This is a genomic window from Micromonospora sp. NPDC049529 (assembly GCF_055586685.1).
Genome location: NZ_JBVJHT010000004.1, coordinates 19,087 through 45,242, shown reverse-complemented (window position 1 = coordinate 45,242; position 26,156 = coordinate 19,087). Strand labels below are relative to the sequence as shown.

The window sequence follows — 26,156 nt, the reverse complement described above, 5'->3', positions numbered from 1 at the left end:
CTACCGTGCGGGGGTAACGCGAGCACGGAGGTCAACTGGTGTCAGAGGAAGCGATCCCGCAGCAGGTCAGCGCCGAACAGGAGGCGGCGGCCGGCGCTGATCCGGGCCCGGCCGACCGGGAGCGGCACGCCGTGCTCGCCACCGAGATCACCGACCACCAGTACCGCTACTACGTGCTGGACACGCCGAGCATCCCGGACGCCGACTTCGACCGGATGCTGCGGGAGTTGGAGGGGTTGGAGGAGCGGTTCCCGTCGCTGCGCACCCCGGAGTCGCCCACCCAGCGGGTCGGCGGCACCTTCTCCACCCTGTTCACGCCGGTCACCCACGCCGAGCGGATGATGTCGCTGGACAACGCCTTCGACATCGACGAGCTGGCCGCCTGGGCCGAGCGGGTGGAACGGGACGCCGGTGGGGCGGTCAGCTACCTGTGCGAGCCGAAGGTCGACGGGCTGGCGATCAACCTCACCTACGAGCACGGCCGGCTGGTCCGGGCCGCGACCAGGGGCGACGGCCGCACCGGCGAGGACGTCACCCCGAACGTACGGACCATCCGGACCATCCCCGAGCGGCTGGCCGACGGCGCCGCCATCCCGGAGCTGGTCGAGGTACGGGGCGAGATCTACTTCCCGGTCGCCGACTTCGCCGACCTGAACGCCGCCCTGGTCGAGCAGGGCAGGGACCCGTTCGCGAACCCGCGCAACGCTGCCGCCGGCAGCCTGCGGCAGAAGGACCCCCGGATCACCGCCTCGCGCCCGCTGCGGATGGTGGTGCACGGCATCGGTGCCCGGCGCGGCTTCGAGCCGGTGGCCCAGTCGGAGTCGTACGCGACCCTGCGCGCCTGGGGGCTGCCGACCAGCGACCGGTGGCGGGTGGTGCCGGACCTGGCCGGCGTACGCGACTACATCGACTACTACAACGAGCACCGGCACGACGTCGAGCACGAGATCGACGGGGTGGTGGTGAAGGTCGACCCGGTCGCCATCCAGGGCCGGCTCGGCTCCACCAGCCGGGCACCCCGCTGGGCGATCGCCTTCAAGTACCCGCCGGAGGAGGTCACCACCAAACTGCTCGACATCGAGGTCAACGTCGGGCGTACCGGGAGGGTCACCCCGTTCGCGGTGCTGGAACCGGTCCGGGTGGCCGGGTCCGTCGTCCGGAAGGCGACCCTGCACAACGCCCAGGAGGTGGTCCGCAAGGGGGTGCTGATCAACGACGTCGTGGTGATCCGCAAGGCCGGCGACGTCATCCCCGAGGTGCTCGGCCCGGTGGTCGACCTGCGCCCGGACGACGCGTACCCGTTCGAGATGCCGACCCGCTGCCCGGCCTGCGACACCCCGTTGGCGCCGGCCAAGGAGGGCGACATCGACATCCGCTGCCCGAACACCCGGTCCTGCCCGGCCCAGTTGCGGGAGCGGGTCTTCCACCTGGCCAACCGCAACGCGCTCGACATCGAGGTGCTGGGGGAGAAGGCGGCCGGCGCGCTGCTCGACGCGGGGGCGATCGTCGACGAGGGGGACCTGTTCTCGCTGGACGCGGAGAAGCTGGCCGGGGTGCCGCTCTTCGTCAACAAGGACGGCAGCCTGGGCAGCAACGCGGTCAAGCTGATCGACAACCTGGTCGAGGCCCGGCAGCGTCCGCTGTGGCGGGTGCTGGTGGCGCTCTCCATCCGGCACGTCGGGCCGACGGCGGCGCAGGCGCTGGCCCGCCACTTCGGCTCGATGGAGCGGATCGAGGCCGCCGGTGAGGAGGAACTCTCCTCGGTGGACGGGGTCGGTCCGACGATCGCGGCCAGCCTGCGGGAGTGGTTCACCGTCGACTGGCACCGCGAGGTCGTGGAGAAGTGGTCCACGGCCGGGGTGCGGATGGTCGAGGAACAGGTGGAGCAGGGGCCGCGACCGCTGGAGGGGATGACGGTCGTGGTCACCGGCACCCTGGCCGCCTATTCGCGGGACCGGGCGGCGGAGGCGGTGCAGTCGCGCGGCGGCAAGGTCAGCGGTTCGGTTTCGAAGAAGACCCATTTCGTGGTGGTGGGCGAGAATCCGGGCAGCAAAGCTGACAAGGCGGCGTCACTCAAGGTGCCGATCCTGGACGAGGCCGGGTTCGAGATTCTGCTGGCCGAGGGCCCGGAAGCGGCGATCGAGGCGGCCGCTGCGGCGGCACAAGCTAACGAAGAGTAAGCGCTGGTTCAGCTCTGAGTTATAGTCGCGCCCCGGCGAGATGCCGCGTATTTCAAGTTAGTCACGACTACAACCGATTCGCGTCTGTCGCCCCCCACATCCGTCCGAAGAGGGCGTTTGATGGGTGCACCAGCGCGGCAGGTCCGCCGCGCCCCGGGACCACGGGTCGGGAGGTCACATGGAGGCCGCGGTGCTGCGGAACTCCGTTCCTCCTGGACGGGCGACCGCGTTCTTCGGCTTCGTCTGGGCGACCGTCGGGGCGGCCGCCCTGATCTCCGCCGTACCGCTGATGTCGTTGCCCGACCAGATTCCCCAACTACCGCCGGCATTCTGGGTCATGGCCGCGCTCGCTGCCGTATCCGACGCACGACCGTTCACCCCACCCGGCCGCAGGCAGAGCCCGGCGGTCTTCCCCAGCGTCTGCTTCACCTTCGCCATCCTGCTCGGCTGGGGACTCGCCCCGGCGGTCGCCGTGCAGGCGGTCGCCGTACTGGTCGCCGGGTTCCGGCTGCGGCACGCCGCCTGGCGCACCGCCTTCAACATCGCCCAGTACGCATGCGCGCTCGCCGCCGCGCACGCGGTCACCCGGCTCGGCGTCGCCGAAGCCGCCTTCGGTGCCCCACCACACCCGCGCTGGGCCGACGTCGCCATCGTCGCCGCCGCCACCGGCGCCTGGTTCGCCGTCAGTTACGGCTGCGTCACGCTCGCCGTACGGCTGCGCTTCGGTAGCCCGTGGTGGTCGACCTTCCGGCACGGCCTCGGCTTCGAACTGCTCTCCACCGGATCGCTGCTGCTGCTCGGCCCGGTGGTGGTCGTCGCCGGCCGGGTCAGCCCCGCGCTGATCCCGCTGGTCCTGGTGCCGCTCTACGCGGTCTACCGGATGGCCCGGCTCTCCACCGAACAGGAACACCTCGCCCGGCTCGATCCGCTCACCGGGCTGGCCAACCGCAAGGCCCTGCTGGTCGAGGTCGGCGACCAGCTCGCCATCCACGCCGAGCAGGCCGCGAAGGGGGCAACCGGGCGGCACCTGGCCCTGCTCCTGCTCGACCTCGACCGGTTCAAACACGTCAACGACGCCCTCGGACACGCGGTCGGGGACCGGCTGCTGGTCCGGGTCGGCGAACGACTCACCGCCACGGTCCGCCCCGCCGACGGCACGATCCGCCCCGCCGACCTGGTCGTGCGGCTCGGCGGCGACGAGTTCGCCGTACTCGCCTGCGGGCTGCGCGACGTCGACGAAGCCCGCGCCCTGGCCGAACGCGTGGTCGAGGCGCTGGTCGACCCGGTCGCGCTCGACGGGTTGCCGCTCGACGTCAGCGGCTCCGTCGGCGTCGCCCTCTACCCCGAGCACGGCGAGGACTTCGCCACCCTGATGCGCCACGCCGAAGTCGCCATGTACGACGCCAAGCACCGGGGCGACACCGTCGCCGTGTACGCCCCCGAGTCCGACCACAACTCGCCCGAGCGGCTGAACCTCCTCGCCGACCTGCGTCGGGTCCTCGACCGGGGCGGCGGCGCCGACGCCGGTGAGATCACCATGTACTACCAGCCGCAGATCGCGATCGCCACCGGTGAGGTGGTCGGGGTCGAGGCGCTGCTGCGCTGGCGCCACCCCGTACGCGGCATGGTCGACCCGGAGGAGCTGATCCGGGTCGCCGAACAGAGCGCGGTGATGCGCCTGCTCACCCGACGGGTCATCGACGACGTGGTGGAACAGCTCGCCAAGTGGTCGGCCGCCGGCCTCGCCCTGCGGGCAGCGGTCAACGTCAGCGTCCGCGACCTGCACACCGGGGAGATCGCCGACCAGCTCGCCGACCGGTTGACCCGGTACGGCGTACCGCCGTCCTGGATCCAGCTGGAGATCACCGAGGGCGCCCTGATGGCCGACCCGCACCGGGTGCTCGCCACCATCGCCCGGCTCGACAAGATCGGCGTGGCGATCGCCCTGGACGACTTCGGCACCGGCTACTCCTCCATGCAGCACCTGCGCCGGCTGCCGCTGGCCGAGGTCAAGGTCGACCGTTCGTTCGTCCTCGGGATGGCGACCGACGCCGACGACGCCGCCATCGTCCGCTCGGTGATCGAACTGGCCGGTGCGCTCGGCCTGCGGGTGGTCGCCGAGGGTGTCGAGGACGCGCGTACCTGGCGGCTGCTGCACGCCGCCGGCTGCGACGTCGCCCAGGGCTGGTTCTACGCCCGGCCGATGCCGGCCGAGGAGCTGGCCGCCTGGCTGGCCCGCTACCGCCCGCTGGTGCCCGGCCCGGTCCAGGACGTCTCCGGTCGGCACCACTCCAGGCCCCCGATCGCCGTCAAGTCCGCCACCCCACCCGCCCCGACCACCGACCCGGCGCCGCGCGCCGACACCGTCCCGACCACCGACCCGGCCCCGGTTCTGCCCGGCGACACCGCCCCGGCTTCGGCCCCGAGTGCCGGTGTCGACCTGGTCGTCCCCTCCTCGGCGGCGCAGCCCAGCGAGGCGGTCGGTGGGGACGGGGCGTACCTGACGGTGCGGGTCGAGCGGGACGGGTCGATCGTGACGGTGCGGGTCGAGGACGACGGCTCGTTCCTGCCCGAGCCGCCCAGCGGTGACCCGGCCGAGCTCGCCGGAGCGGGGGGAGTCGGGGAGAGCACGCCGACGGCCGACAAATAGACTCGCTCGGTCACGGTGCGCGTGTCACGCTGCGCCGGTAAGCACGTCCACGCACGAAGGGGGCACCGATGGCCGCCATCTCCCGCGAGGAGGTCGCGCACCTGGCGCGACTGTCGCGGCTCGCCGTCACCGAGGAGGAGTTGCAGACCTTCGCCGGCCAGCTCGACGTGATCCTCCAGTCGGTGGCCCGGGTCGGTGAGGTCACCGCGGCCGACATCCCGCCCACCTCGCACTCCGTGCCGCTGACCAACGTGCTCCGCGAGGACGTCGTGGTGCCGTGCCTGACCCCGGCCGAGGCGCTGTCCGGTGCACCGGACGTTGAGGAACAACGCTTCCGCGTACCGCGGATCCTGGACGAGGAGGCCTGACCGGCATGAGTGACGTGACCAGGATGACCGCGACGGAGGTCGCGGCCCTTGTCGCCGGTGGCCAGGCGTCCGCGGTCGAGGTGACCCAGGCGCACCTCGACCGGATCGCCGCCGTCGACGACCGGGTGCACGCCTTCCTGCACGTCGACACCGAGGGGGCGCTCGCCGCCGCCCGCGACGTCGACGCCCGCCGCGCCGCCGGAGAACCGCTCGGCCCGCTCGCCGGGGTGCCGGTCGCCGTCAAGGACGTGCTGACCACCAGGGGCGTGCCGACCACCGCCGGCTCGAAGATCCTCGAAAACTGGCGCCCGCCGTACGACTCGACCATCGTCCAGCGGCTGCGCGCCGCCGGCACGGTGCCGATCGGCAAGACCAACATGGACGAGTTCGCGATGGGCTCCTCCACCGAATACTCCGCCTACGGGCCCACCAACAACCCGTGGGACCTGGGCCGGATCCCCGGCGGCTCCGGTGGTGGCAGCGCCGCCGCGCTCGCCGCGTACGAGGCGCCGCTGGCGATCGGCTCCGACACCGGCGGCTCGATCCGCCAGCCCGGAGCGGTCACCGGCACCGTCGGCGCCAAGCCCACCTACGGCGGCACCTCCCGCTACGGGCTGATCGCCTTCTCGTCGTCGCTGGACACCCCCGGCCCGTGCGCCCGTACGGTCGAGGATGCGGCCCTGCTGCACACCGTCATCGGCGGCCACGACCCGCGCGACTCCACCAGCATCCCGGCACCGGTGCCGGACGTCGTGGCCGCCGCCCGGCTCGGGGCCACCGGCGACTTGACCGGCGTACGGCTCGGCATCGTCACCCAGTTCTCCGGCGAGGGAGCCGAACCGGGCGTACTGGCCGCGTTCCGCGACTCGGTCGACACGCTGACCAAGCTCGGGGCCGAGATCGTCGAGGTCTCCTGCCCCCACTTCGAGTACGCACTCCCCGCGTACTACCTGATCGCGCCGAGCGAGTGCTCGTCCAACCTGGCCCGGTTCGACGGGGTCCGGTTCGGCCTGCGGGTCGGCGACGACGGGGTGAAGTCGCTCGAAGAGGTGATGTCCCTCACCCGCGACCAGGGCTTCGGTCCCGAGGTCAAGCGGCGGATCATCCTCGGCACCTACGCGCTCTCCTCCGGCTACTACGACGCCTACTACGGGCAGGCGCAGAAGGTCCGGACCCTGATCACCCGCGACTTCACCGCCGCGTTCGAGCAGGTCGACGTGCTGATCTCGCCGACCACCCCGTTCGTGGCGTTCCCGTTCGGGTCGCGGACCGGGGACCCGTACCAGATGTACCTGGCCGACCTCTACACGATCCCGACCAACCTGTACGGCGGCCCGGCGATCTCCGTACCGTGCGGCCTTTCCGAGGGGCTGCCGGTCGGCCTCCAGATCATGGCCCCGACCATGGCCGACGACCGGATGTACCGGGTCGCCGCCGCCCTGGAGTCTGCGGTCGGCACGTTCACCCCGCCGGCACTCTGAGTACGCTTGAACATGCTTTGTCCGGATGTCGCTCGAGAGCTGGAGTATTGATGAGCGCGATCGTCCTGCCCTCGTACGACGACGTCGTCGAGCGGTACGAGCCGGTGGTCGGCCTGGAGACCCACGTCGAGCTGGGCACGAACACCAAGATGTTCTGTGGCTGCCCGACCGACTTCGGTGGCGAGCCGAACACCCGGACCTGCCCGGTCTGCCTCGGCCTGCCCGGCTCGCTGCCGGTGGCGAACAAGGCCGCGATCGAGGCGACCATCCGGATCGGCCTCGCGCTCAACTGCACCATCGCCGACTGGTGCCGGTTCGCCCGGAAGAACTACTTCTACCCGGACATGCCGAAGAACTTCCAGATCAGCCAGTACGACGAACCGCTCTGCGTCGACGGTTACCTCGACGTCGAGGTGCAGGGCAAGACGGTCCGGATCGGCATCGAACGGGTGCACATGGAGGAGGACACCGGTAAGTCGCTGCACGTCGGCGGCGCCACCGGACGCATCCACGGTGCCACCGAGTCCCTGGTCGACTACAACCGGGCCGGTATCCCGCTGGTCGAGATCGTCACCAAGCCCATCCCCGGCACCGGTGCACTCGCCCCCGAGACCGCCCGTGCGTACGTCACCGAGCTGCGCGACGTCCTCCGCTCGCTCGGCGTCTCCGACGTACGGATGGAGGAGGGTTCACTGCGCTGCGACGTGAACACCTCCCTCAACCGCCCCGGCGACGAGTGGGGCACCCGTACCGAGACGAAGAACGTCAACTCGTTGCGTTCCGTCGAACGGGCCGTCCGGTCGGAGATGCTGCGGCAGGCCGCCCTGCTCGACGCCGGCACGAAGATCATTCAGGAGACCCGGCACTTCCAGGAGGACACCGGCGACACCCGTCCCGGCCGGTCCAAGGAGACCGCCACCGACTACCGCTACTTCCCCGAGCCGGACCTGGTGCCGATCGCGCCCGACCCGGCCTGGGTCGCCGAGCTGAAGGCCGCGCTGCCCGAGTTGCCGCGCGTACACCGGCAGCGGTTGCAGGAACAGTGGGGGCTCTCCGACCTCGACATGCAGTCCGTGCTCAACGCGGGCGCGGTCGAGCTGATCGAGCAGACCGTCGCCGCCGGCACCACCCCGGCCGGCGCCCGCAAGTGGTGGCTGGGTGAGCTGTCCCGCCGGGCGAACGAGTCCGGCGTCGACCTCGCCGCCGTCGGGGCCACCCCGGCCCAGGTCGCCGAACTCCAGCGGCTCGTGGACGAGGGCAAGCTCAACGACAAGCTCGCCCGTACGGTGCTCGAAGGCGTGGTGGCCGGCGAGGGCAGCCCGACCGAGATCATGGCCGCCCGGGGGCTCGGCGTCGTCTCCGACACCGGTGCGCTCACCGCCGCCGTCGACGAGGCGATCGCCGCCAACCCGGACATCGCCGCCAAGATCCGCGAAGGCAAGCTCGCCGCCGCCGGCGCCCTGGTCGGCGCCGTCATGAAAACCACCCGAGGCCAGGCCGACGCCAAAACCGTCCGCGACCTCATCCTCTCCCGCCTCACCTAACCCGCCCCTGCCCCGCCCCACCCCCCCCAGGCCCAAGATCCGCGCAGTTGTAGAGAAAGAGTGGCAATTCCCTCGGGAATTGCCACTCTTTCTCTACATGAGGCCCCAGCGCTCAGCGAGTGGGGGTGGGGGTGGGGGTGGGGGTGGGGGGGATTACGGGGGGTGGGGTGCCGGGGAGGGAGGGGGCGGGGATGGTGGCGCCGGGGGTGGGGGTGGCACTCGTGGTGGGGGTGGGTTGTGGGGGTTGGACCAGGTGGCGTTCGAGGCTGACCTGGGCCTGGCCGGTGCCGCCGACCTCGATGTCGTCGTACGCCTGGAGCATCCGCTGCTGGTCGAAGTAGAGCACCGACAGGGCCAGCGGCAGCGGCTTCTCGCCTTCGAGGCCGCGTAGGCCGGCGCCGCCGGTGGAACCCTCCACCAGCATGAGGGTGGGCGGCTGGCCGGGCAGTTGGGGCAGCGGGTCGATCTCCCGGTGGTGGACGTGACCGGCCAGCACCAGCGGGCAGGCGCCGTTGAGCGCCACGCCGGAGGCGGGGTCGTGGACGAGCGCGATGTCCACCGGCGGGTTCGCCGCCCGTACGGTGGTGGCGAGTTTCACCCCGGCGTTGGTGACCTGCTCCATCACCTGCGGGGTGCCGCCGGAGCCGTTCGGCGAGGTCTCCTTGTCCGGGGTGAACCGGGGGTCGCCGATGCCGGCGATGGTCAGCCCGGCGACGGTCCGTACGGTGTTGTCGAGCACGATCGCGTTCGGTTGCCGGGCCACGGCCGCGGCGGTCGCGGCCGAGTCGTGGTTGCCCCGGATGAAGACGTACGGCACCTTGAGCACGCCGATGGAGCCGAGGAAGGATGCCTCCGGCTCGCTGCCCCAGTCGGTGATGTCGCCGGTGTCGACCACCACGTCGATGTCGAACTGCTCGACGACGGTCCGCATCACCTGCCACCCGGTCGGGTTGAGGTGGATGTCGGAGACGTGCAGCACCCGGGTGGTGCCCTGGGCCGGTTCGAAGACCGGGAGCGCGGAGACGGTGGTGTAGAGCTTGCTGACGTTGCCGACGAGGCGTTGCACCTGGTCGGCGTACTTGCCGTAGTCGTTGGCGATGCGTCGGGCGTCGCCGACGACGGCGGGGGCGTTGACCAGCAGCCCCTCGTAGCGGGGCTCCTCGATCGCCTCGGGCCGGATGGTCAGTGCGGCGATGCCGAGGCTGCCGCCGGTGATCAGCAGCGAGAGCCCGCCGGCCCAGGCGACCCGGCGGGTGTTGCGGAACACCAGGAACGCCAGGACCAGGGTGGCCAGTACGGCGACCGAAACCGTACGCAGTCCGGCCCGGATGACACCGTTGGTGACGTCGGAGACGGCGGACTGGCTGGCGCGGGCGATGCCGGCCGGGTCGCCGATCAGTGCCTCGGTGCGGCGCAGGTCGAGGGCGCCGAGTTGGATCGACAGGTGGGCCGGGCCGGCGTGGCTGTCGATCTGGAGCGCGCCCAGTGGCGGAATGTCGACCGAGGTGCCGCCGCTGACGGTGGGGGTGATGGCGATCTGGGCGCGGAACGGGCCGATGTCGACGTTCGTCGGGCCGGCGAGCAGCACGCCGGCGACGACTCCGGCGACCGCGACCGCGACGATGCCCAGGGCCATGCCGATCCGGCGGGCGGGGGTCGAGGTCAGGACCCGGCCGGTGAGCCGCAGCGCGGGCCGGACCGGGCGGGTGAGCAGGCGGAGGATCCGGCCGACCGGGTGTGGCCCGCGCGGGGCCGCCGGGGCTGGGCCGGTGCCGGCGGTCTGTTCCTCGTCGTCTTCGTGCCTGTCCATGGGGTAAATCATTCCCTGCCCGGTGCGGGTTCTCGGGAAACCCGGTCAGGCCGGTTGGTTGACATCGTGCGGTGCCCGTCTGTCGGTCAGATTGTCGTTCCGTCGGTCGGCTCGGCCGGCGTTGGTCGGCTTCGGTCGGTGCGGGGGCAGCTTCGGCCGGTGCGCGTCAGCTCCGGCCGGCGCCGCCGCCGGAGAAGACGAGCCGGATGATCCGGTCGTCGGTCGGTGCGGGTTCGCCGCGCCCGTCGTGGTTGGAGGTGGAGATCCAGAGGGAGCCGTCGGGGGCGGTGACGGCGGTGCGCAGGCGGCCGTACTCGCCGGTGACGATGGAGCGGGGTTGGCCGAGTACGCCACCGGCGGCGGTCAGTTCGAGCAGCCAAACCCGTTCGCCGCGCAGGCAGGCGGCGGCGAGCAGGTTCTCCACGACGGCGACCCCGGAGCAGGAGGCGTCGGCGGTCTTCCAGACCGCGAGCGGCTTGCTGAACTTCGGGTCGGTTTCGGCGCCGCCCTCTCCCTCGACGTCGGGCCAGCCGTAGTTCTTGCCGGGTTCGATCAGGTTGATCTCGTCCCAGGTGTTCTGGCCGAACTCGCTGGCGTACAGCCGTTTGTTCGCGTCCCAGGCGATGCCCTGGACGTTGCGGTGGCCGAGCGACCAGACCAGGGAGTTGGGGAACGGGTTGCCGGGGGCCGGTTTGCCGTCCGCTGTCATTCGCAGGATCTTGCCGCCGAGGCTCTTCGGGTCCTGGGACAGGCCGCGCTGGGAGGCGTCGCCGGTGGTGGCGTAGAGGTAGCCGTCGGGGCCGAAGGCGAGCCGGCCGCCGTTGTGGATGCCGGACAGCGGGATGCCGGTGACGATCGGGGCCGGTTTCTCGCCGATGACCAGCTTGGCGATCCGGTTGTCCTCGCCGGTGGAGTAGTAGACGAAGAGGGTCTTGTCCTGCTCGTACGCCGGGGAGACGGCGATGCCCATCAGCCCGCCCTCACCGGCCGCGTCCACCTCGGAGAGGGTCTGCAGGGCGGTGACCTTGAGCCCGTCCGTGTCGGACTCCGGCCCGACCTTGAGGATCTTGGCGGTGTCGCGCTCGGTGACCAGGGCGCCGCCGTCGGGCAGGAACGCGATTCCCCACGGCACCCGCAGCCCGGTGGCCAGGACGGTCGCCGCGACCTGCTGTTCGACGCCGCCGGGGCGGGCGGTCGCGGTCACCGACGGGGTGGGGAAGGTCGGTGGTTCGCCCGCGGGGTCCGGTTCCGGGTCGCCGAAGGCGCATCCGCTGGTCGCGAGGACGGCCGCCGCGCAGAACGCGACCGCCACCCGGGTCCGGGTGCGGCGGGGGTACGGGAGGCTGGCGCTCACCCGGCCCAGCCTAGCCGGATCGGTTGACCGGTCGACGCGGCGCTCGATCAATCCGACCCACTCCTTTGCCGATGCGCTGGTCACGGGTGCCAGCGGTGGGTGAGAGTCATGGGCCGGTCCGGGGGTTCCCGGTTCGCCGTCGTCGCGGGATGGCAACGGGGCAGAGCGGGATGGCAACGGGGCAGAGCGGGATGGCAACGGGGCAGAACGGGATGGCAACAGGGCAAATACGGGCAATCGTGCGAGACTCGCGGCCGTGGTGGTCGGAACGGTGGCGCAGCCGGCGGAATTCGAGGCGACCGGCGACCGGTACCGGCGCCTCGCTGTGCCGGTGGCGGTCGGGCTCGGCATCGTCGGGGTCGCGTACCGGCTGGTGCTGCTGCTGGTCGAGGTGCCACCGGGCAACAGTGACGAGGCGACGAGCGGCCTGGTGGCGCTGCACGTCGCACAGGGCCGGGAGTTCCCGCTCTTCTTCTACGGCCAGCACTACATGGGCGCGCTGGAGTCGTACCTGGCGGCGCCGCTGTTCGTGCTCTCGGGTCCGTCCACCCTAGCCCTGCGGTTACCGAACCTGCTGCTCTACGCCGTGTTCCTGGTCCTGGTCTGGCGACTCGCCCGCCGGCTCTACCACCCGTGGCTGGCCACCGTCACGGTCGGCGTGCTGGCGTTCGGCTCCGACCGGGTGGTGAAGAACCAGCTGATCGCCGCCGGGGGCTACCCGGAGATGAATCCGGCCGGGGTGCTGCTGGTGCTGCTCGCGGTGAACCTCGGTCTCGGCGTCACGGCGGGCCGGCGCCGGCTGGTCGCGTACGCCGGGTTCGGGCTGGTCGCCGGGCTCACCCTCTGGGACGACTGGCTGGTGCTGCCGTACGTGGCTGCGGCCGGTCTGCTGCTGCTCCTGGCCGGCTGGCGGGAACTGCTCGGCCGGGCCGGCGTGGCGCTCGGCGGCGGGCTGCTGGTCGGGCTGGTGCCGATCGTGGCGCACAACCTGACCGCCGAGCCGGCGAACCGTTCGCTGGCCATCTACGCCACCCTCGGCGGTGGCGCCGGAGTGTCCTGGGCGGACCGGCTGCACGGCGGGATCCTGTTCGGGGTGCCGATGGGGACCGGGTTCTGCGCGCCGGGCCGGTGCGAGCCGTGGCAGCTCTGGTGGGGCGTGGCCGGTCCGGTGCTGCTGGTGGTGGCCGGGGTGCTGGCGGTCCGGGCGCTGCGGGTCGCGACCGGTGCCGAGCGGGTCCGCCAGGGTGGTCGACTGGTCCTGGTGGTCGGTGCCGCGCTGAGCCTGATCGCGTACGCGACCAGCAGTGCCGCCGGCACCACCCCGGTCGAGAGTTCCCGTTACCTGTCCTGCCTGCTGATCTCGTTCCCGGCGCTGCTCTGGCCGCTCTGGTCGGCGGCGACCACCGGGGCGGCCACGGCCGCGCAGCCCGGTACGGGGGGACGGTGGAGCGGGCGGCTGCGCCGGCCGGCGCTGGGGCTGCTGGTCGTGCTGGTGGTGAGCCTGCTGGTGGCGACCGGGCAACTGGTCGCCCGACTGCCGGAGCTGGCCGGGGTGGCGGACCGGCGGCGGGACCTGGTCGCGGCGTTGGACCGGCTCGGCGTCGACCGGTTCTACAGCGAGTACTGGACCTGCAACAACATCACTTTCCTGACCCGGGAACGGCTGCGCTGCGCGGTGATCCGGGACGATCTCCAGCCCGGGTGGGACCGGTATCCGCCGTACCGGGACGCGGTCGGGCGGGCCGGGCGTCCGGCGTACGTCCTGCCGGCCGGGACGGCGTTGAGCGCCGAGGTGGCCGGTCACCTGGCCGGGACCGGGGTGCCGGTGGCCGCCACCAGCGTCGCCGGGTACGACATCTACCTGCCGGCGACCCGGGTGGATCTGCCCGTGCACAGTTCCGGCCCGAGCGACTAGGGTCGGCGGTCGTGAAGGCTTGGATTCCGCACGAGCACGGCCGGTCGATGCTCGGCGACATTCCCGACGGCGTACGCGTCGAGGTCGCCCCGGACCCGGACCGGTTGCCGTCCGACCCGTCCGGGGTGGGGTTCTGGGTGCCGCCGTTCCTCGCCCGGTCCGAGGTGGTACGCCTCGCCGCCGACCTGCCCGACCTGCGGGTGGTGCAGCTGCTGACCGCCGGTGCCGATGCCTGGGCCGGTCGGCTGCCCGACGGGGTGCTGCTCTGTGACGCGCGGGGTGTGCACGACTCGCCGACCGCCGAGTGGGTGGTCACCGCGATCCTCGCCCACCTGCGCGCGTTCCCGTACTTCGCCCGCGCCCAGTCCCGGCACGAGTGGTCGTACGCCCAGGCGACGCCGACCGACGAGCTGGCCGGCAAGCGGGTGCTGGTCGTCGGGGCCGGGTCGATCGGGGCGGCGCTGGTGCGCCGGCTGCTGCCGTTCGAGGTCGAGTTGACCCTGGTCGCCCGAACCGCCCGCCCGGCGGAGAACGTACGCGGGGTGGCGGAGTTGCCGGGCCTGCTGCCGGCGGCCGACGTCGTGGTGCTGCTGGTGCCGCTCACCGAGGCGACGCGCGGGATGGTCGACGCGCGTTTCCTGGCCGCGATGCCGGACGGCGCGCTGCTGGTGAACGCGGCCCGTGGGCCGGTGGCCGACACCGACGCGCTGCTGGCGGAGGTGAAGACCGGTCGGCTGGGCGCGGCGCTCGACGTGACCGACCCGGAGCCGCTGCCGCCCGGACACCCGCTCTGGGATCTGCCGAACGTCCTGCTCACCCCGCACGTCGGCGGCACCGTACGCGGACTGCTGCCGCGCGGCTACCGGCTCGCCGGTGCGCAGTTGCGCCGGCTCATCGCCGGTGAGCCGCTGCTCAACGAGGTGGTCGACGGGTACTGACCGGGCGGACCGGTCCGGTTACGCGGTCGAGGGTTCCTGGTCGTCCGTACCCAGGAGGTGTTGACCGCTGGCGGCGACGAGCCGGTGCAGGTCGGCGGCCGGCACCGCCGGCAGCGGGACGAGTCGACCACCGGTGAGTGCGACGATCACCCGGCGCCGGTCGTCGACGCCGAGTTGGACCACCTCGTGCCAGGGGATCAGCCGCTGCCCGAAGAGGGCCCGGATCTTCAGCCCGGCCCGGTCCGCGTCGGTCCCGGCTCGCCAGGCCCAGACGCCGATCAGCAGCGGGATCAGCAGTACGGGGGTGAAGTACCAGCCGGCGCTGGCCAGTGGCAGGGCGCTGATGAAGGCGATCACGGCGGCCACCCAGATCGCCTGGCTGTACCGGTAGTGGACGCTGTCGGTGCTGCTCACCTCCCTAGTTTCGCACCCGGTCGGCACCGCGCCACCGGTGGGAGTCGACGCGACCGGATCGGCGGAGCACGGATCCGGTCGAATGGGTAGCCGAATGATTACCAAATGTGATCGGGGTCACCGAGATGTTTCGTACCGGGGCGTAACCACGCCCCGAGTCCCTCGTTGACGGTTGATAGGTGCACCGCGACCCGCCGCCGAACGCCCCCCGCCACCACCCTCGGCCCGCCGCCGTGCCACCGAAGTACCAACCGTCCCCTGCCCCCTCCAGAAGGCGACATCGCCGTGTCCGTGGTGCATCCCCCGCGTGCCGGAGCCCACCGGCGCACCGGCCGGGAGGAGCAGATCGTCCGCCGGACGGACCTCGAACGGGAACTGCCCGGCGCCGCCGGACGGGGTGAGTTCGACCTGGTCTACCAGCCCGTGCTCGACCTGCACGAGGAGCGCCCGGTCGGCGCCGAGGCGCTGGTGCGCTGGCGCAGCCCCGTCCTCGGTACGGTGCTGCCGGCCGAACTGGTGCCGGTCGCCGAGGACCGGGGGCTCATCGACGAGATGGGTGCCTGGGTGCTGTACCGGGCCTGCCGCCAGCTCGCCGAGTGGTCCCGGGGCGGGCGCCGGCTGTGGATGTCGATCAACGTGTCGGTGGCCGAGCTGACCGGACCGCAGTTCGTCGGCCGGGTCGCGGCGGCGCTCACCCTGTACCGGGTCGAGCCGGACCGGTTGCTGATCGAGATCGCCGAACCGGGCGGTGAGAGCGACGTACCGGGGGTGTTGCATCAGCTCGGCCGGCTGCGGTCGCTCGGGGTGCGTACGGCCCTGGACGACTTCGGGTCGGGGCCCGTCTCCCTGGCGCACCTGCACCGGATGCCGGTCGACCTGCTGAAGATCAACCGTTCGTTGGTCTCCAACCCGGGCGGCTGGCAGGGCCGGGGCAGGCCGGTCATCGACGTCGTGGTGAGCCTCGGCCGGCGGCTCGGCATGGAGATCGTCGCCGGGGGGCTGGAATCCGCCGACCAGGTCGAGCAGGCCCGGCTGGCCGGTTGCCGGCTCGGCCAGGGTCACGTGCTGGCCCGCCCCGCGACCGCCGAGCGGGTGGAGGCGTACCTGGAGGAGTTCCCGACCCCGTCCCGCTAGGGCCGGCACGGCGCCTCGGCGTGCGACCCGACGCTCTCCTGTGGACGGTGACCCCGACGCTCCGGCACCCTGCTTCGGTTGTCATGCGCGCCGGGAACGCACCCGCCGCGTCAGGAACGCACCCGCCGGGGGAGACCGGGTCGGTCGGGCGAGGGACGGTGGGTCCTCCGCCGTGCCGGTGCCCCGCGCCGCGCATCGTCACTACCGTCGATGCCGGTGGTCCGCCGGATGGGCGGACGGGAGAGGCGCACATGAACGACAACGCCGGCCGACAGGTGTTCGCGGCCGTCCGGGACCTGGCACCCGGCATCACCGAACGGGCGGCCGAGACCGAGACGGCCCGCCGGCTCCCGGCCGACCTGCTGGCCGACCTGACCGCCGCCGGCTGCTTCCGGATGTTCGTCCCCCGCAGCCACGGCGGTCACGGCCTCGGCCCGCTCGACGGCATCGCCGTGCTGGAGGAACTGGCCCGCGCCGACGGGGCCACCGGCTGGACCGTCATGCTCGGCAGCGAGACCCCGCACCTGCTCGCCCTGCTCGACCGGGAACGGTTCGACAGGGTGTACGCCGACGGCCCGGACGTGATCGTGGCCGGCGGCTTCAACCCGCAGGGGCAGGCACACGTCGTCGACGGCGGCTACCGGGTCGACGGCCGCTGGGCCTTCGCCAGCGGCTGCGAACACGCCGACTGGATCTTCGGCAACTGCGTGGTGCTGGAGGACGGCGTACCCCGGCCGGGACCGGTCGAGGGGATGCCGGAAACCCGCGCGATGCTCTTCCCGGCCGCGCAGGTGCAGGTCGTCGACACCTGGCGGGTGCTCGGACTGCGCGGCACCGGCAGCCACGACATCACGCTGACCTCGGCGTACTGCCCGGACCAGCACACGTTCGACATCTTCACCGGCAGCGGATGCGTGCCGGGGCCCCACCTGGTGGCGCCGCTGGTGCAGTTCGTCCTGCACCTCGGGGCGGTCGCGGTCGGCATCGCCCAGGGCGCCCTGGACGAGTTGACCCGGCTGGCGCTGGGCAAGCAGCGCCTCTACGCCCGTAGGTCACTGGCGGACTCGGCGGTCTTCCAGGTGCACCTCGGCCGGGCGGAGACGTCCGTACGGGCGGCTCGGGCACTGCTGCGGGACCTGGCCACGGAGTTCACCGAGAAAGCCGCCGCCGATCCCGGTGCGGTGGCCGGCTTCGACCCGGCCGCGTCGGCGGCCCTGTCCTGGATCACCGAGGTCACCTCGGCGGCGGTGGACACCTGCTACCGGGCCGGCGGGGGCGGGGTGGCGCGGGACTCCGCCCCGCTCCAACGCCGGTTCCGGGACATCCACACGTTCAGCCAGCACGCCGCCGCGGCCGAGGGCTTCCTCGGCACGTACGGCAGCGCCCTGCTCGGCCACCCGGTCACCATCGGCTACTGACCCGCCGGGTGCACCGCGTCGATTCGGTGCACCGCGTCGATCATGAAGTTAGCGCGCCCGAACGGCCAAAAATCCGCGCTAACTTCATGATCAACGGGTTGCCGGGTGGGGCGGGTGGGGCGGGTGGGGGCGGGTTGGGTTAGGCGGGGGCGAAACCGGGCATGGGGTACGCGGTCAGCAGGTCGCTGACCTCGGCCGCGATTCGGTCCAGGGCAGCCTCGTCGTCCTTCAGGGCGGCGGTGACGGCGTCGTCCATCCAGGTCGCCACCTGCGGCATCTGCTGCTCGGTCAGCCCACGGGTGGTCAGCGCCGCCGCGCCCAGCCGGATCCCGGACGGGTCGAACGGCTTGCGGGTGTCGTACGGCACCGTGTTGTAGTTCAGCTCGATGCCGGCCCGGTCCAGCGCCTGCGCGGCCGGCTTGCCGGCGATGCCCTTGCTGGTCAGGTCGGCCAGGATCAGGTGGTTGTCGGTGCCACCGGAGGAGAGTTCGAAGCCGCGCTCGACCAGGGCGGCGGCCAGCGCCTGCGCGTTGGCGACCACCTGGTGGGCGTACCGGCGGAAGTCCTCGGTCGAGGCCTCCTTGAGGGCGACCGCGATGGCGGCGGTGGTGTGGTTGTGCGGGCCGCCCTGGAGGCCGGGGAAGACCGCCTTGTCGATGGCGTTCGCGTACTCGGCGGTTGTCATGATCATGGCGCCGCGCGGGCCGCGCAGGGTCTTGTGCGTGGTGGTGGTGATGACGTCGGCGTGACCGACCGGCGACGGGTGCGCCCCGCCCGCGATCAGCCCGGCGATGTGCGCGATGTCGGCGACCAGGATCGCGCCGACCTCGCGGGCGATCGCGGCGAAGCCGGGGAAGTCGATGGTCCGGGGGACGGCGGTGCCACCACAGAAGATCACCTTGGGGCGCTCGCGCAGGGCGATGTCGCGTACCTCGTCCAGGTCGATCCGGCCGGTCTCGCGGGAGACCTGGTAGCGGACCGGGGTGAACCACTTGCCGGTGGCCGACACCGACCAGCCGTGGGTCAGGTGCCCGCCCATCGGCAGCGCCATCCCCATCACCTTGTCACCCGGCGACAGGAAGGCCAGGTAGACGGCGAGGTTCGCCGGGGACCCGGAGTACGGCTGGACGTTGGCGTGGTCGACGCCGAACAGCGCGCGGGCCCGCTCGATGGCGAGCGTCTCGATCGGGTCGATGAACTGCTGCCCCTCGTAGTACCGCTTGCCGGCGTAGCCCTCGGAGTACTTGTTGGTCAGCACGGTCCCGCTCGCCTCAAGTACGGCGGTGGAGACGTAGTTCTCCGAGGCGATCATCCGCAGCTTGTCGTGCTGGCGCTGCGACTCGGACTCGATCAGGGCGGCCAACTGCGGGTCGGCGGCGGTCAGGGCGGGAATGGCCGGTACGTGCATGGGATCCTCCTGGCGGATCGGAACCCGCCCGGCTGCGGAGTGCGACCGGACAGGGCTCTGCCGGGCCCGCTGCCCCGACCGGCTGTGGCCGGACCGGACGGTCCCGGTTGACGTGCACCCAGGCGCGCGGCGCACTATCTCGGTCGCTCCCCGGTGGTCTCTTCCACCTCACGCGCCAGTCGCCTTAACCGCCCTGATCGTACCGGTCCCGACGGATCCCCAGCCCTCGCCCGTTCCCTTAACCGTTTCACCCGGACAAGGTGGGGGTTTTCAGGGGGTTTGGGGTGGGGCGGTGCTGCCCCGGGGGGTCAGTTGGGGAGTTTCGTCCTGGTAGGAAGTGATCGGCTGGCCGGCGATCGCGGCCAGGAGCTGGCGGGTGGCGCGGGCGCCGTACGCGGGGATGTCCCGGCTCAGTGCGGTGAGCGAGGGGTGCACGAGCTGGCACAGCGGCGAGTCGTCCCAGGCCACGATGGAGAGGTCGGCGGGGACCGACAGGCCCATCTCCTGGGCCACCGACAGTCCGGCGATCGCCATCACGTCGTTGTCGTAGATCAGGGCGGTCGGCCGCTCGCCGGAACTGAGCAGCCGCCGGGTGACCCGGGCGCCCTCCTCGCCGGAGTAGTCCGAGCCGACGGTACGGGTCCGGTCCAGCCCGAGTCGCCGGCAGACCTCGGTGAACGCCGCCGTACGGATCTCGGTGTGCAGCAGTCCGGGCAGTCCGCCAATCCGGGTGATCCGCCGGTGGCCCAGTGCCACCAGGTATTCGACCGTCTCGACCAGGGCCGCCGCGTCGTCGGACCAGACGCTGGCCAGGCTTCCGGTGTGGCCGGGACCGCCGATCACCACGGTCGGTAGTTGCAGCTCCTCCAGCGCCGGCACCCGCTGGTCGTCGACGCGCAGGTCGCAGAGGAGCACACCGTCGATCCGGCGCTCGCCCCACCACCGCCGGTAGACGGCGATCTCGGTCTCCGGGTCGGCGACGATCTGGAGGGTCAACGCGTACGAACGGGCGGAGAGTTCGGCCTCGACACCGCTGATCAGCTCCATGAAGAACGGCTCGACGCCGAGGATGCGGGCGGGGCGGCGCAGGGCCAGCCCGACCGCGTTGGCGGTCGCGCCGGAGAGCGCGCGGGCGGCGCTGTTCGGGTTGAAGCCGATCTCGCGGGCGATGGCGATGATGCGTTGCCGGGTGGTCTCGGAGACGCCGGGTTGGCCGTTGAGGGCGTACGAGACGGCGCCCTTGGAGACCCCGGCCTGGCGGGCGATGTCGGCGATGGTGGGCCGCTTCACCGGTGCTCCTCACAGTGCTCGGCGATGCGGTCGGCAACCCGGTCCGCTTGTCCGGTTAAGCATAGCGACCGGCTCACGCGTTTACGGGATGCCCGCGTTCGTAACACGTCATTGACACCTTCTGGGGCCAACCGTACGGTGGCTTCACTTATCCGGTTCAGTCGACGCTCTTCGATGTCGGGAGCGTTCCCACGTGTGGAGGACGACATGGCAGGGTCCGGGGCCCGTTGGGTCCGGCTGGTTGCCGCGAGCGCGGCAGGGGTGCTCCTGGTCGCTGGTTGCAGTGGCAACAGCGGCGGTTCGGAGTCGGGTGGCGGCGTCACGCTGAAGATCGCCTACTGGGGCGACTTCGGGCTGGACGAGCTGAAGAGCAGATACGAGGCCGCGAACCCGAACGTGAAAATCAGCCTGAACACCGGCGAGTACAACGCCCAGCACGAGGACCTGCAGAAGAAGCTGATCGCCGGGGACGGCGCTCCCGACATCGCCGCCATCGACGAGGGCTTCGTCGTCCAGTTCCGCGGCCAGGCCGACAAGTTCGTCAACCTGCTCGACTCCGGCGCCGCCCAGTACGAGAGCAAGTACCTGCCGTGGAAGTGGAAGCAGACCCTGACCACCGACGGCAAGGCCCAGATCGGGCTCGGCACCGACGTCGGCGGCCTTGCCATGTGCTACCGCACCGACCTGTTCCAGGCGGCCAACCTGCCCACCGAGCGGGACGCCGTCTCCGCGCTCTGGCCCACCTGGGACCAGTTCATCAGCACCGGCGAGACCTACACCAGGGCGACCGGCCGGAAGTTCATCGACTCCGGCACCAACATCTTCAACCCCGTACTCGGTCAGCAGCCGGTCGGCTTCTACGACACGGGTGACGCGCTCCGGATGGACGGCGGACCGAAGGTCGCGTTCGAGGTGGCGGCGAAGGCGATCCGGGCCGGCATCTCGGCCAACCTGCCGGCCTTCCAGCCGGAGTGGAACGCCGCCTTCGGCAAGGGTGACTTCGCCGTACTCGCCTGCCCGGCGTGGATGCAGGGGCACATCAAGAACAGCGCGCCGGACACCGCCGGCAAGTGGGACGTCGCGGCGATCCCCGGTGGTGGCGGCAACTGGGGCGGGTCGTTCCTCACCATCCCCAAGCAGGGAAAGAACGTGGCCGAGGCGTACAAGCTGCTGGAGTGGCTGATCCAGCCGGAGCAGCAGATCGAGATCTTCAAGAAGGTCGGCAACCTGCCGTCCCAGCCGGCGCTCTACCAGGACCCGGCGATCCGGGACTTCACCAACCCGTTCTTCAACAACGCCCCGGTGGGCCAGATCTTCTCGAAGACAGCGGCCAGCCTGACCCCGCAGTACCTGGGCCGGAAGAACGGTCCGACCCGGGTCGCGGTGGAGAACGTCCTGAACCGGATGCAGAACGCCGACCTCAAGGGCAAGCCGCTGAGCCAGGCGTGGACCGAGGCGACGAAGGAAGCCCAGAAGGCGTCCACGTCCTGACCGGCGCTCCCGACCAGCGCCCCTGGAGGTCCGATGCGCGACCGGTTACTCCGCTTCGACATGCGTTACACCCCGTACCTGCTGGTTGCCCCGTTCTTCCTGCTGTTCCTGGTGTTCGGGCTCTTCCCGATCATCTTCAACGGCGTGGTGGCGCTGCGGCACTGGCGGCTGGACGACGCCGCCCTCACCGGGTGGGCCGGGGCGGCGAACTTCGAGAAACTCCTGACCGACGACGACTTCTGGAACGCGCTCTACAACACGTTCGGCATCTTCCTGCTCTCCACCGTGCCGCAGCTGACCCTGGCGCTGGTCATCGCGTCGGTGCTGAACCGCAGGCTGCGGGCGCAGACCTGGTTCCGGGTCGGGGTACTGCTGCCGTACGTCACCCCGATCACCGCCTCGACGCTGGTCTTCGCGGTCGTCTTCGCGAGAGACACGGGGATCGCCAACTGGGTGCTGTCGGTGCTGCACCTGAGCGGTGACGAGCCGATCGACTGGCGCAGCGCCAAGTGGTCGTCCTGGACCGTGCTCGCCACGATGGTCAACTGGAAGTGGATCGGCTACAATGCGCTGCTCTACCTGGCCGCCATGCAGTCGATCCCCCGGGACATCTACGAGGCGGCGGCGGTCGACGGGGCCGGTGTGTGGCGGCAGCTCTGGCGGATCACCGTACCCATGATCCGGCCTGTGGTGATCTTCACGGTGGTGCTGTCGACCATCGGTGGGCTGCAACTGTTCACCGAGCCGATGCTGCTGGAACAGAACGCGCAGGCGGCCACCGGTGGAGCCAACGGCGAGTGGCAGACCATCGCCCAACTCATCTACAAGGTCGGCTGGAAGGACCTCAACCTCGGGTACGCCGCCGCCATGTCCTGGGCCCTGTTCCTGATCATCGTGGTCGTCTCCGCGCTGAACGCGCTGATCACCAACCGGCTCGGCGGGGGGAAGCGATGAGCACCACGACCACACCGAAGGCCCCGCGCAGTCGACGTCGGGCCGCGCTGACCGGACGGGCCCCGGCGGACACCCCCGGCAGCGTGTGGAACTACCTCTTCCTCTCCCTGGTCATCCTCTTCTCCGCGTTCCCGCTCTACTGGATGCTGGTGATCGCCACCAGCACCGACGCCGCACTGGCGAAGATCCCACCGCAGGTGGTGCCGGGCGACCAACTCCTGACGAACCTGCGCGAGGTCTTCACGATGCAGGACGTCTACTTCGTCCAGTCCCTGGCCAACAGCGCGATCGTCTCCTCGGTCGTCACCGCCGCCGTGCTCTTCTTCTGCTCGCTGGCCGGCTTCGCCTTCGCCAAGCTGCGGTTCAGGGGCCGCAACGTGCTGATGGTCATCGTCATCCTGACCCTGACCGTGCCGAACCAGCTCGGCGTGGTCGCCCTCTACATCGTGATGGGCAAAATCGGCTGGAACGGCACCCTGCTCGCCGTCATCGTCCCCGGCCTGGTCAGCGCGTTCGGTGTCTTCTACATGCGGCAGTTCATCCTGGAGGCGGTCCCGGACGAGCTGGTCGAGGCGGCCAGAATCGACGGCGCCACCACGATGCGCATCTACACCAGCGTCGTACTGCCGGCGGTACGGCCGGCGCTGGCCGTACTGGGGCTGCTCACCTTCGTCGGGACCTGGAACGACTTCCAGTGGCCATTGATCACCCTGAACGGGACCGACTACCCGACCTCGATGGTCGCGATCTCCGACCTGGCCAGCGGAAACTACGTGCTCTACCGTCGGGTCCTGGCCGGTGCGCTGGTGGCGACCATCCCGTTGCTGATCATGCTTTTCATCGGTGGTCGGCAGATCGTACGAGGAATCATGGAAGGCGCGATCAAGTCATGACGCTCCGCTCAACCGCTGTTTTTCCCGTCCGGCGTCCGTTGCACGACGGCTGGACGGTCCGGCCCGTACCCCGTTCCGGGGTTCCCACGGCGGTGGCGGACCGGCCGGTGCCGGCGTCGGTGCCCGGTTGCGTGCACACCGATTTGCTCGCCGCCGGGCTGATCCCGGACCCGTACCTCGACGCCAACGAGCTGGCGGTTGCGTGGATCGGCCGGACCGACTGGGTCTACCGGACCACGTTCGACTGGGACGACGAGGCGGCGCAGCGGGTGGACCTGGTCTGCGGTGGGCTGGACACGGTGGCGACGATCCAGCTCAACGGGGTCGAGGTCGGGCGGACCGCGAACATGCACCGAAGCTACCGGTTCGACGTACGCTCGCTGTTGCTGCCGGGGGAGAACACCCTTGTGGTCCAATTCGACTCGGCCTACCGCTACGCGGAGGAGCAGCGGGACCGGCTCGGGGACCGGCCGAACGCGTACCCGGAGCCGTTCAACTTCATCCGGAAAATGGCCTGCAACTTCGGCTGGGACTGGGGCCCGACGCTGGTCACGGCCGGGATCTGGCAGCCGATCGAGCTGCACACCTGGTCGGTCGCCCGGCTGGCCGAGGTCCGCCCGCTGGTCACGGTCAACGGCAACACCGGCCGGGTCGAGCTGAGGGTCGATGTGGAACGCGCCGCCGCCGAGCCGCTGACCGTCAGCGTCGAGGTCGCCGGGGTACGCACCGAAGCGGTCATCCCGGCCGGCGTTACGGGTACGACCCTGACGGTCGACGTGCCGGATCCGGACCTGTGGTGGCCGCGCGGCTACGGCGAGCAGCCCCGCTATCCGCTCGACGTGACCCTGCGCGGGCCCGACGGCACAGCGCTCGACACCTGGCAGCGCCGGATCGGGTTTCGGTCGACGCGGCTCGACACGAGCGAGGACGAGCACGGTTCGGCGTTCACCATCGTGGTCAACGAGACACCGATCCTCGTACGTGGAGTCAACTGGATCCCCGACGACGTCTTCGTCACCCGGGTCACCCGCGACCGGTACGCCGCCCGGCTCGGCCAGGCTGTCGATGCGAACGTCAACCTGCTCCGGGTCTGGGGCGGCGGCAGGTACGAGTCCGAGGAGTTCTACGACCTCGCCGACGAGCTTGGCTTGTTGGTGGAACAGGACTTTCCGTTCGCGTGTGCGGCGTACCCGGAGGAGGAACCGTTCGCCGCCGAGGTGGAAGCCGAGGCCCGTGAGCAGGTCGTACGTCTCACCAGTCACCCGAGTCTGGTGCTCTGGATCGGCAACAACGAGAACATCTGGGGTTGGCACGACTGGGACTGGCAGGAGCCGCTGGCTGGGCGGACCTGGGGTGCCGGCTACTACTTCGAGCTGCTGCCGGCGATCGTGGCGGAGTTGGATCCGACGCGGCCGTACTGGCCGGGCAGCCCCTGGTCGGGGCGGACCGACAAACACCCGAACGACCCGGCGTACGGCAGCACCCACATCTGGGACGTGTGGAACCGGGAGGACTACACGAAGTACCGGGAGTACCGGCCCCGGTTCGTGGCCGAGTTCGGCTACCAGGCCCCACCCGCGTACGCGACCCTGCGCCGGGCGTTGAGTGACGAACCCCTGGCCCACGACTCGCCCGGCATGGCCCACCACCAGAAGGCCGGCGACGGGGACGCGAAACTGCAACGGGGACTCGACGCCCACCTGCCCGCCCCGGTCGACTTCGACGACTGGCACTACCTGACCCAGCTCAACCAGGCCCGCGCGATCACCCTCGGGGTGGAACACTTCCGGGCGCTGCGCCCACTCTGCATGGGCACCATCGTCTGGCAGCTCAACGACTGCTGGCCAGTCACCTCCTGGGCCGCCGTCGACGGCGACGGCCGGAAAAAACCCCTGTGGTACGCGTTGCGCCGGGTCTACGCCGACCGGCTGCTGACCGTACAACCGGCCGAGGGTGGCGGGCTGAACCTGGTCGCGGTCAACGACGGGGGCGAGCCCTGGCGCACCTCGGTCATCGTGACCCGACTGACCCTGGACGGCGAACCGGCCGCGAAGACGTCCCTCGACGTGGACGTACCGCCCCACTCGGCGACAACCGTCCCGCTCCCGTCCGACCTCTCCACCACCGACCGCCCCCGCCACGAACTACTGCTCGCCGAAGCACTCAGTACGGGCGAACGCGCCTTCTGGTTTTTCGCCGATGACCGGGACATCGCGTACCCACCCGCCGCGTACGACACCGAGGTTGAGTCGTCGGTCGACGCCAACGGCCACATCACCCGCGTACGGGTCACCGCTCGTACGATCCTGCGGGACCTAGTGCTTGTTGCCGACCGGCTCGAACCCACCGCCGAGGTGGACAAAGCCTTGGTCACGTTGTTGCCCGGCGAGACGGCCACGTTCACCGTCCACTCCGCTGGCCCGTTGAACGAGGCCGTGTTGGCCGGTCCAGCCGTAGTGCGGTGCGTCAACGACCGCTAGGACATCTGAGAGGGAGGAACAGACCCACGCCCGCAGCGCGGCAGATGAGGTCAAAGCACTAGACGTAAGCAGTGTGGCCCGCTAGCCTTTCTGTACGGCTATTGCGCTCGCCCGTTGCCTAAGCCCACTCGGCTCAATGGCCAAGGTTCTTGGAATCGCGCCTCTGTTTCTGGTTGCAGAGGAGGCCGCACACCTTGGCACTTAATCGAGCGCGCAAGTCGTTTGTCACTTTCCCCGCGGCAACCGCCAGCGGAGCAGTGGTGTGGGCATCTACCGCAGATGGGCACAGCATGATCGTGTTCGCTGCACTAGCAACCACGGCTGTCTTGGTTCTCATCGCTGCCTTCTGTTGGATCTTGTCGGACGAGGGCCGGTTCAAACGCCTTAACCAGCTCATCAAAACGTGGGATAGGCGGTGATGCCAGACCCATGCG

At 70.9% G+C, this 26,156-nt stretch carries 17 protein-coding genes, 1 pseudogene and 1 riboswitch; of the genes and pseudogenes, 13 read left to right on the top strand and 5 right to left on the bottom strand.

Annotated elements, in window-relative coordinates:
- The first annotated feature begins 38 nt into the window (after positions 1–38).
- The 5 genes and pseudogenes from ligA (at position 39) to gatB (ending at position 8,223) form a co-directional block, all read left to right on the top strand.
- A complete protein-coding gene (ligA, locus tag ACZ6QQ_RS07775) occupies positions 39–2,180 on the top strand; it encodes an NAD-dependent DNA ligase LigA (protein WP_465875084.1) in 2,142 nt (713 codons plus the stop codon).
- Positions 2,181–2,358: 178 nt separating this feature from the next.
- Positions 2,359–4,476 (top strand): annotated as a pseudogene (locus tag ACZ6QQ_RS07770) (putative bifunctional diguanylate cyclase/phosphodiesterase); the annotation flags it as partial.
- A 422-nt stretch (positions 4,477–4,898) separates the two neighbouring features.
- A complete protein-coding gene (gatC, locus tag ACZ6QQ_RS07765; RefSeq protein WP_329108173.1) occupies positions 4,899–5,198 on the top strand; it encodes an Asp-tRNA(Asn)/Glu-tRNA(Gln) amidotransferase subunit GatC in 300 nt (99 codons plus the stop codon).
- Positions 5,199–5,203: 5 nt separating this feature from the next.
- The gene (gatA, locus tag ACZ6QQ_RS07760; RefSeq protein WP_465875083.1) at positions 5,204–6,679 is read left to right on the top strand and encodes an Asp-tRNA(Asn)/Glu-tRNA(Gln) amidotransferase subunit GatA; all 1,476 of its coding nucleotides are present in this window, start codon (positions 5,204–5,206) and stop codon (positions 6,677–6,679) included.
- A gap of 50 nt (positions 6,680–6,729) precedes the next feature.
- The gene (gene gatB / locus ACZ6QQ_RS07755) at positions 6,730–8,223 is read left to right on the top strand and encodes an Asp-tRNA(Asn)/Glu-tRNA(Gln) amidotransferase subunit GatB (protein ID WP_465875082.1); all 1,494 of its coding nucleotides are present in this window, start codon (positions 6,730–6,732) and stop codon (positions 8,221–8,223) included.
- Positions 8,224–8,335: 112 nt separating this feature from the next.
- Here gatB and ACZ6QQ_RS07750 read toward each other — a convergent pair whose 3' ends face one another.
- Both ACZ6QQ_RS07750 and ACZ6QQ_RS07745 read right to left on the bottom strand, forming a co-directional pair.
- Positions 8,336–10,033: a metallophosphoesterase family protein gene (locus tag ACZ6QQ_RS07750; protein WP_465875081.1), complete on the bottom strand. Its 1,698-nt coding sequence runs from the start codon at positions 10,031–10,033 to the stop codon at positions 8,336–8,338.
- 166 nt (positions 10,034–10,199) lie between these two features.
- Positions 10,200–11,387, bottom strand: a complete 1,188-nt coding sequence (locus tag ACZ6QQ_RS07745; RefSeq protein ID WP_465875080.1) for a PQQ-dependent sugar dehydrogenase — start codon at positions 11,385–11,387, stop codon at positions 10,200–10,202.
- Between the two features lie 256 nt (positions 11,388–11,643).
- On the opposite strand from ACZ6QQ_RS07745, the gene ACZ6QQ_RS07740 reads away from it, so the two are divergent.
- Positions 11,644–13,302: a glycosyltransferase family 39 protein gene (locus ACZ6QQ_RS07740; protein ID WP_465875079.1), complete on the top strand. Its 1,659-nt coding sequence runs from the start codon at positions 11,644–11,646 to the stop codon at positions 13,300–13,302.
- Between the two features lie 11 nt (positions 13,303–13,313).
- Entirely contained in the window at positions 13,314–14,240 is a 927-nt protein-coding gene (locus tag ACZ6QQ_RS07735) for a 2-hydroxyacid dehydrogenase (protein WP_465875078.1), read from the top strand.
- 18 nt (positions 14,241–14,258) lie between these two features.
- Here ACZ6QQ_RS07735 and ACZ6QQ_RS07730 read toward each other — a convergent pair whose 3' ends face one another.
- Entirely contained in the window at positions 14,259–14,654 is a 396-nt protein-coding gene (locus ACZ6QQ_RS07730; protein WP_465875077.1) for a PH domain-containing protein, read from the bottom strand.
- A gap of 285 nt (positions 14,655–14,939) precedes the next feature.
- On the opposite strand from ACZ6QQ_RS07730, the gene ACZ6QQ_RS07725 reads away from it, so the two are divergent.
- On the top strand, positions 14,940–15,788 hold the full coding sequence (locus tag ACZ6QQ_RS07725) for an EAL domain-containing protein (protein WP_465875075.1): 849 nt from the start codon (positions 14,940–14,942) through the stop codon (positions 15,786–15,788).
- Positions 15,789–16,039: 251 nt separating this feature from the next.
- Complete coding sequence (locus ACZ6QQ_RS07720; protein WP_465875074.1) at positions 16,040–17,206, top strand: acyl-CoA dehydrogenase family protein; 1,167 nt, start codon at positions 16,040–16,042, stop codon at positions 17,204–17,206.
- A gap of 139 nt (positions 17,207–17,345) precedes the next feature.
- Here ACZ6QQ_RS07720 and ACZ6QQ_RS07715 read toward each other — a convergent pair whose 3' ends face one another.
- Both ACZ6QQ_RS07715 and ACZ6QQ_RS07710 read right to left on the bottom strand, forming a co-directional pair.
- Positions 17,346–18,614, bottom strand: a complete 1,269-nt coding sequence (locus ACZ6QQ_RS07715) for a serine hydroxymethyltransferase (RefSeq protein WP_465875073.1) — start codon at positions 18,612–18,614, stop codon at positions 17,346–17,348.
- A gap of 109 nt (positions 18,615–18,723) precedes the next feature.
- A riboswitch (ZMP/ZTP riboswitch) is annotated at positions 18,724–18,807 on the bottom strand.
- Between the two features lie 77 nt (positions 18,808–18,884).
- A complete protein-coding gene (locus ACZ6QQ_RS07710) occupies positions 18,885–19,904 on the bottom strand; it encodes a LacI family DNA-binding transcriptional regulator (protein ID WP_465875072.1) in 1,020 nt (339 codons plus the stop codon).
- Between the two features lie 207 nt (positions 19,905–20,111).
- On the opposite strand from ACZ6QQ_RS07710, the gene ACZ6QQ_RS07705 reads away from it, so the two are divergent.
- From ACZ6QQ_RS07705 to ACZ6QQ_RS07690, 4 genes are read left to right on the top strand one after another with little or no spacing between them, the layout of a single operon-like run.
- Positions 20,112–21,395, top strand: coding sequence for an ABC transporter substrate-binding protein (locus ACZ6QQ_RS07705; protein WP_465875071.1), 1,284 nt, complete (start codon positions 20,112–20,114; stop codon positions 21,393–21,395).
- Positions 21,396–21,428: 33 nt separating this feature from the next.
- Positions 21,429–22,349 carry a carbohydrate ABC transporter permease gene (locus ACZ6QQ_RS07700; RefSeq protein ID WP_465875070.1) on the top strand — a complete coding sequence of 307 codons (921 nt, stop codon included), beginning with the start codon at positions 21,429–21,431 and terminating at the stop codon, positions 22,347–22,349.
- The gene (locus tag ACZ6QQ_RS07695; protein ID WP_465875069.1) at positions 22,346–23,242 is read left to right on the top strand and encodes a carbohydrate ABC transporter permease; all 897 of its coding nucleotides are present in this window, start codon (positions 22,346–22,348) and stop codon (positions 23,240–23,242) included. Before ACZ6QQ_RS07700 ends, ACZ6QQ_RS07695 begins: the two co-directional genes overlap by 4 nt.
- Positions 23,239–25,722 carry a glycoside hydrolase family 2 protein gene (locus ACZ6QQ_RS07690; RefSeq protein ID WP_465875068.1) on the top strand — a complete coding sequence of 828 codons (2,484 nt, stop codon included), beginning with the start codon at positions 23,239–23,241 and terminating at the stop codon, positions 25,720–25,722. The genes ACZ6QQ_RS07695 and ACZ6QQ_RS07690 overlap by 4 nt, the downstream gene beginning before the upstream one ends.
- Positions 25,723–26,156 lie beyond the last annotated feature (434 nt).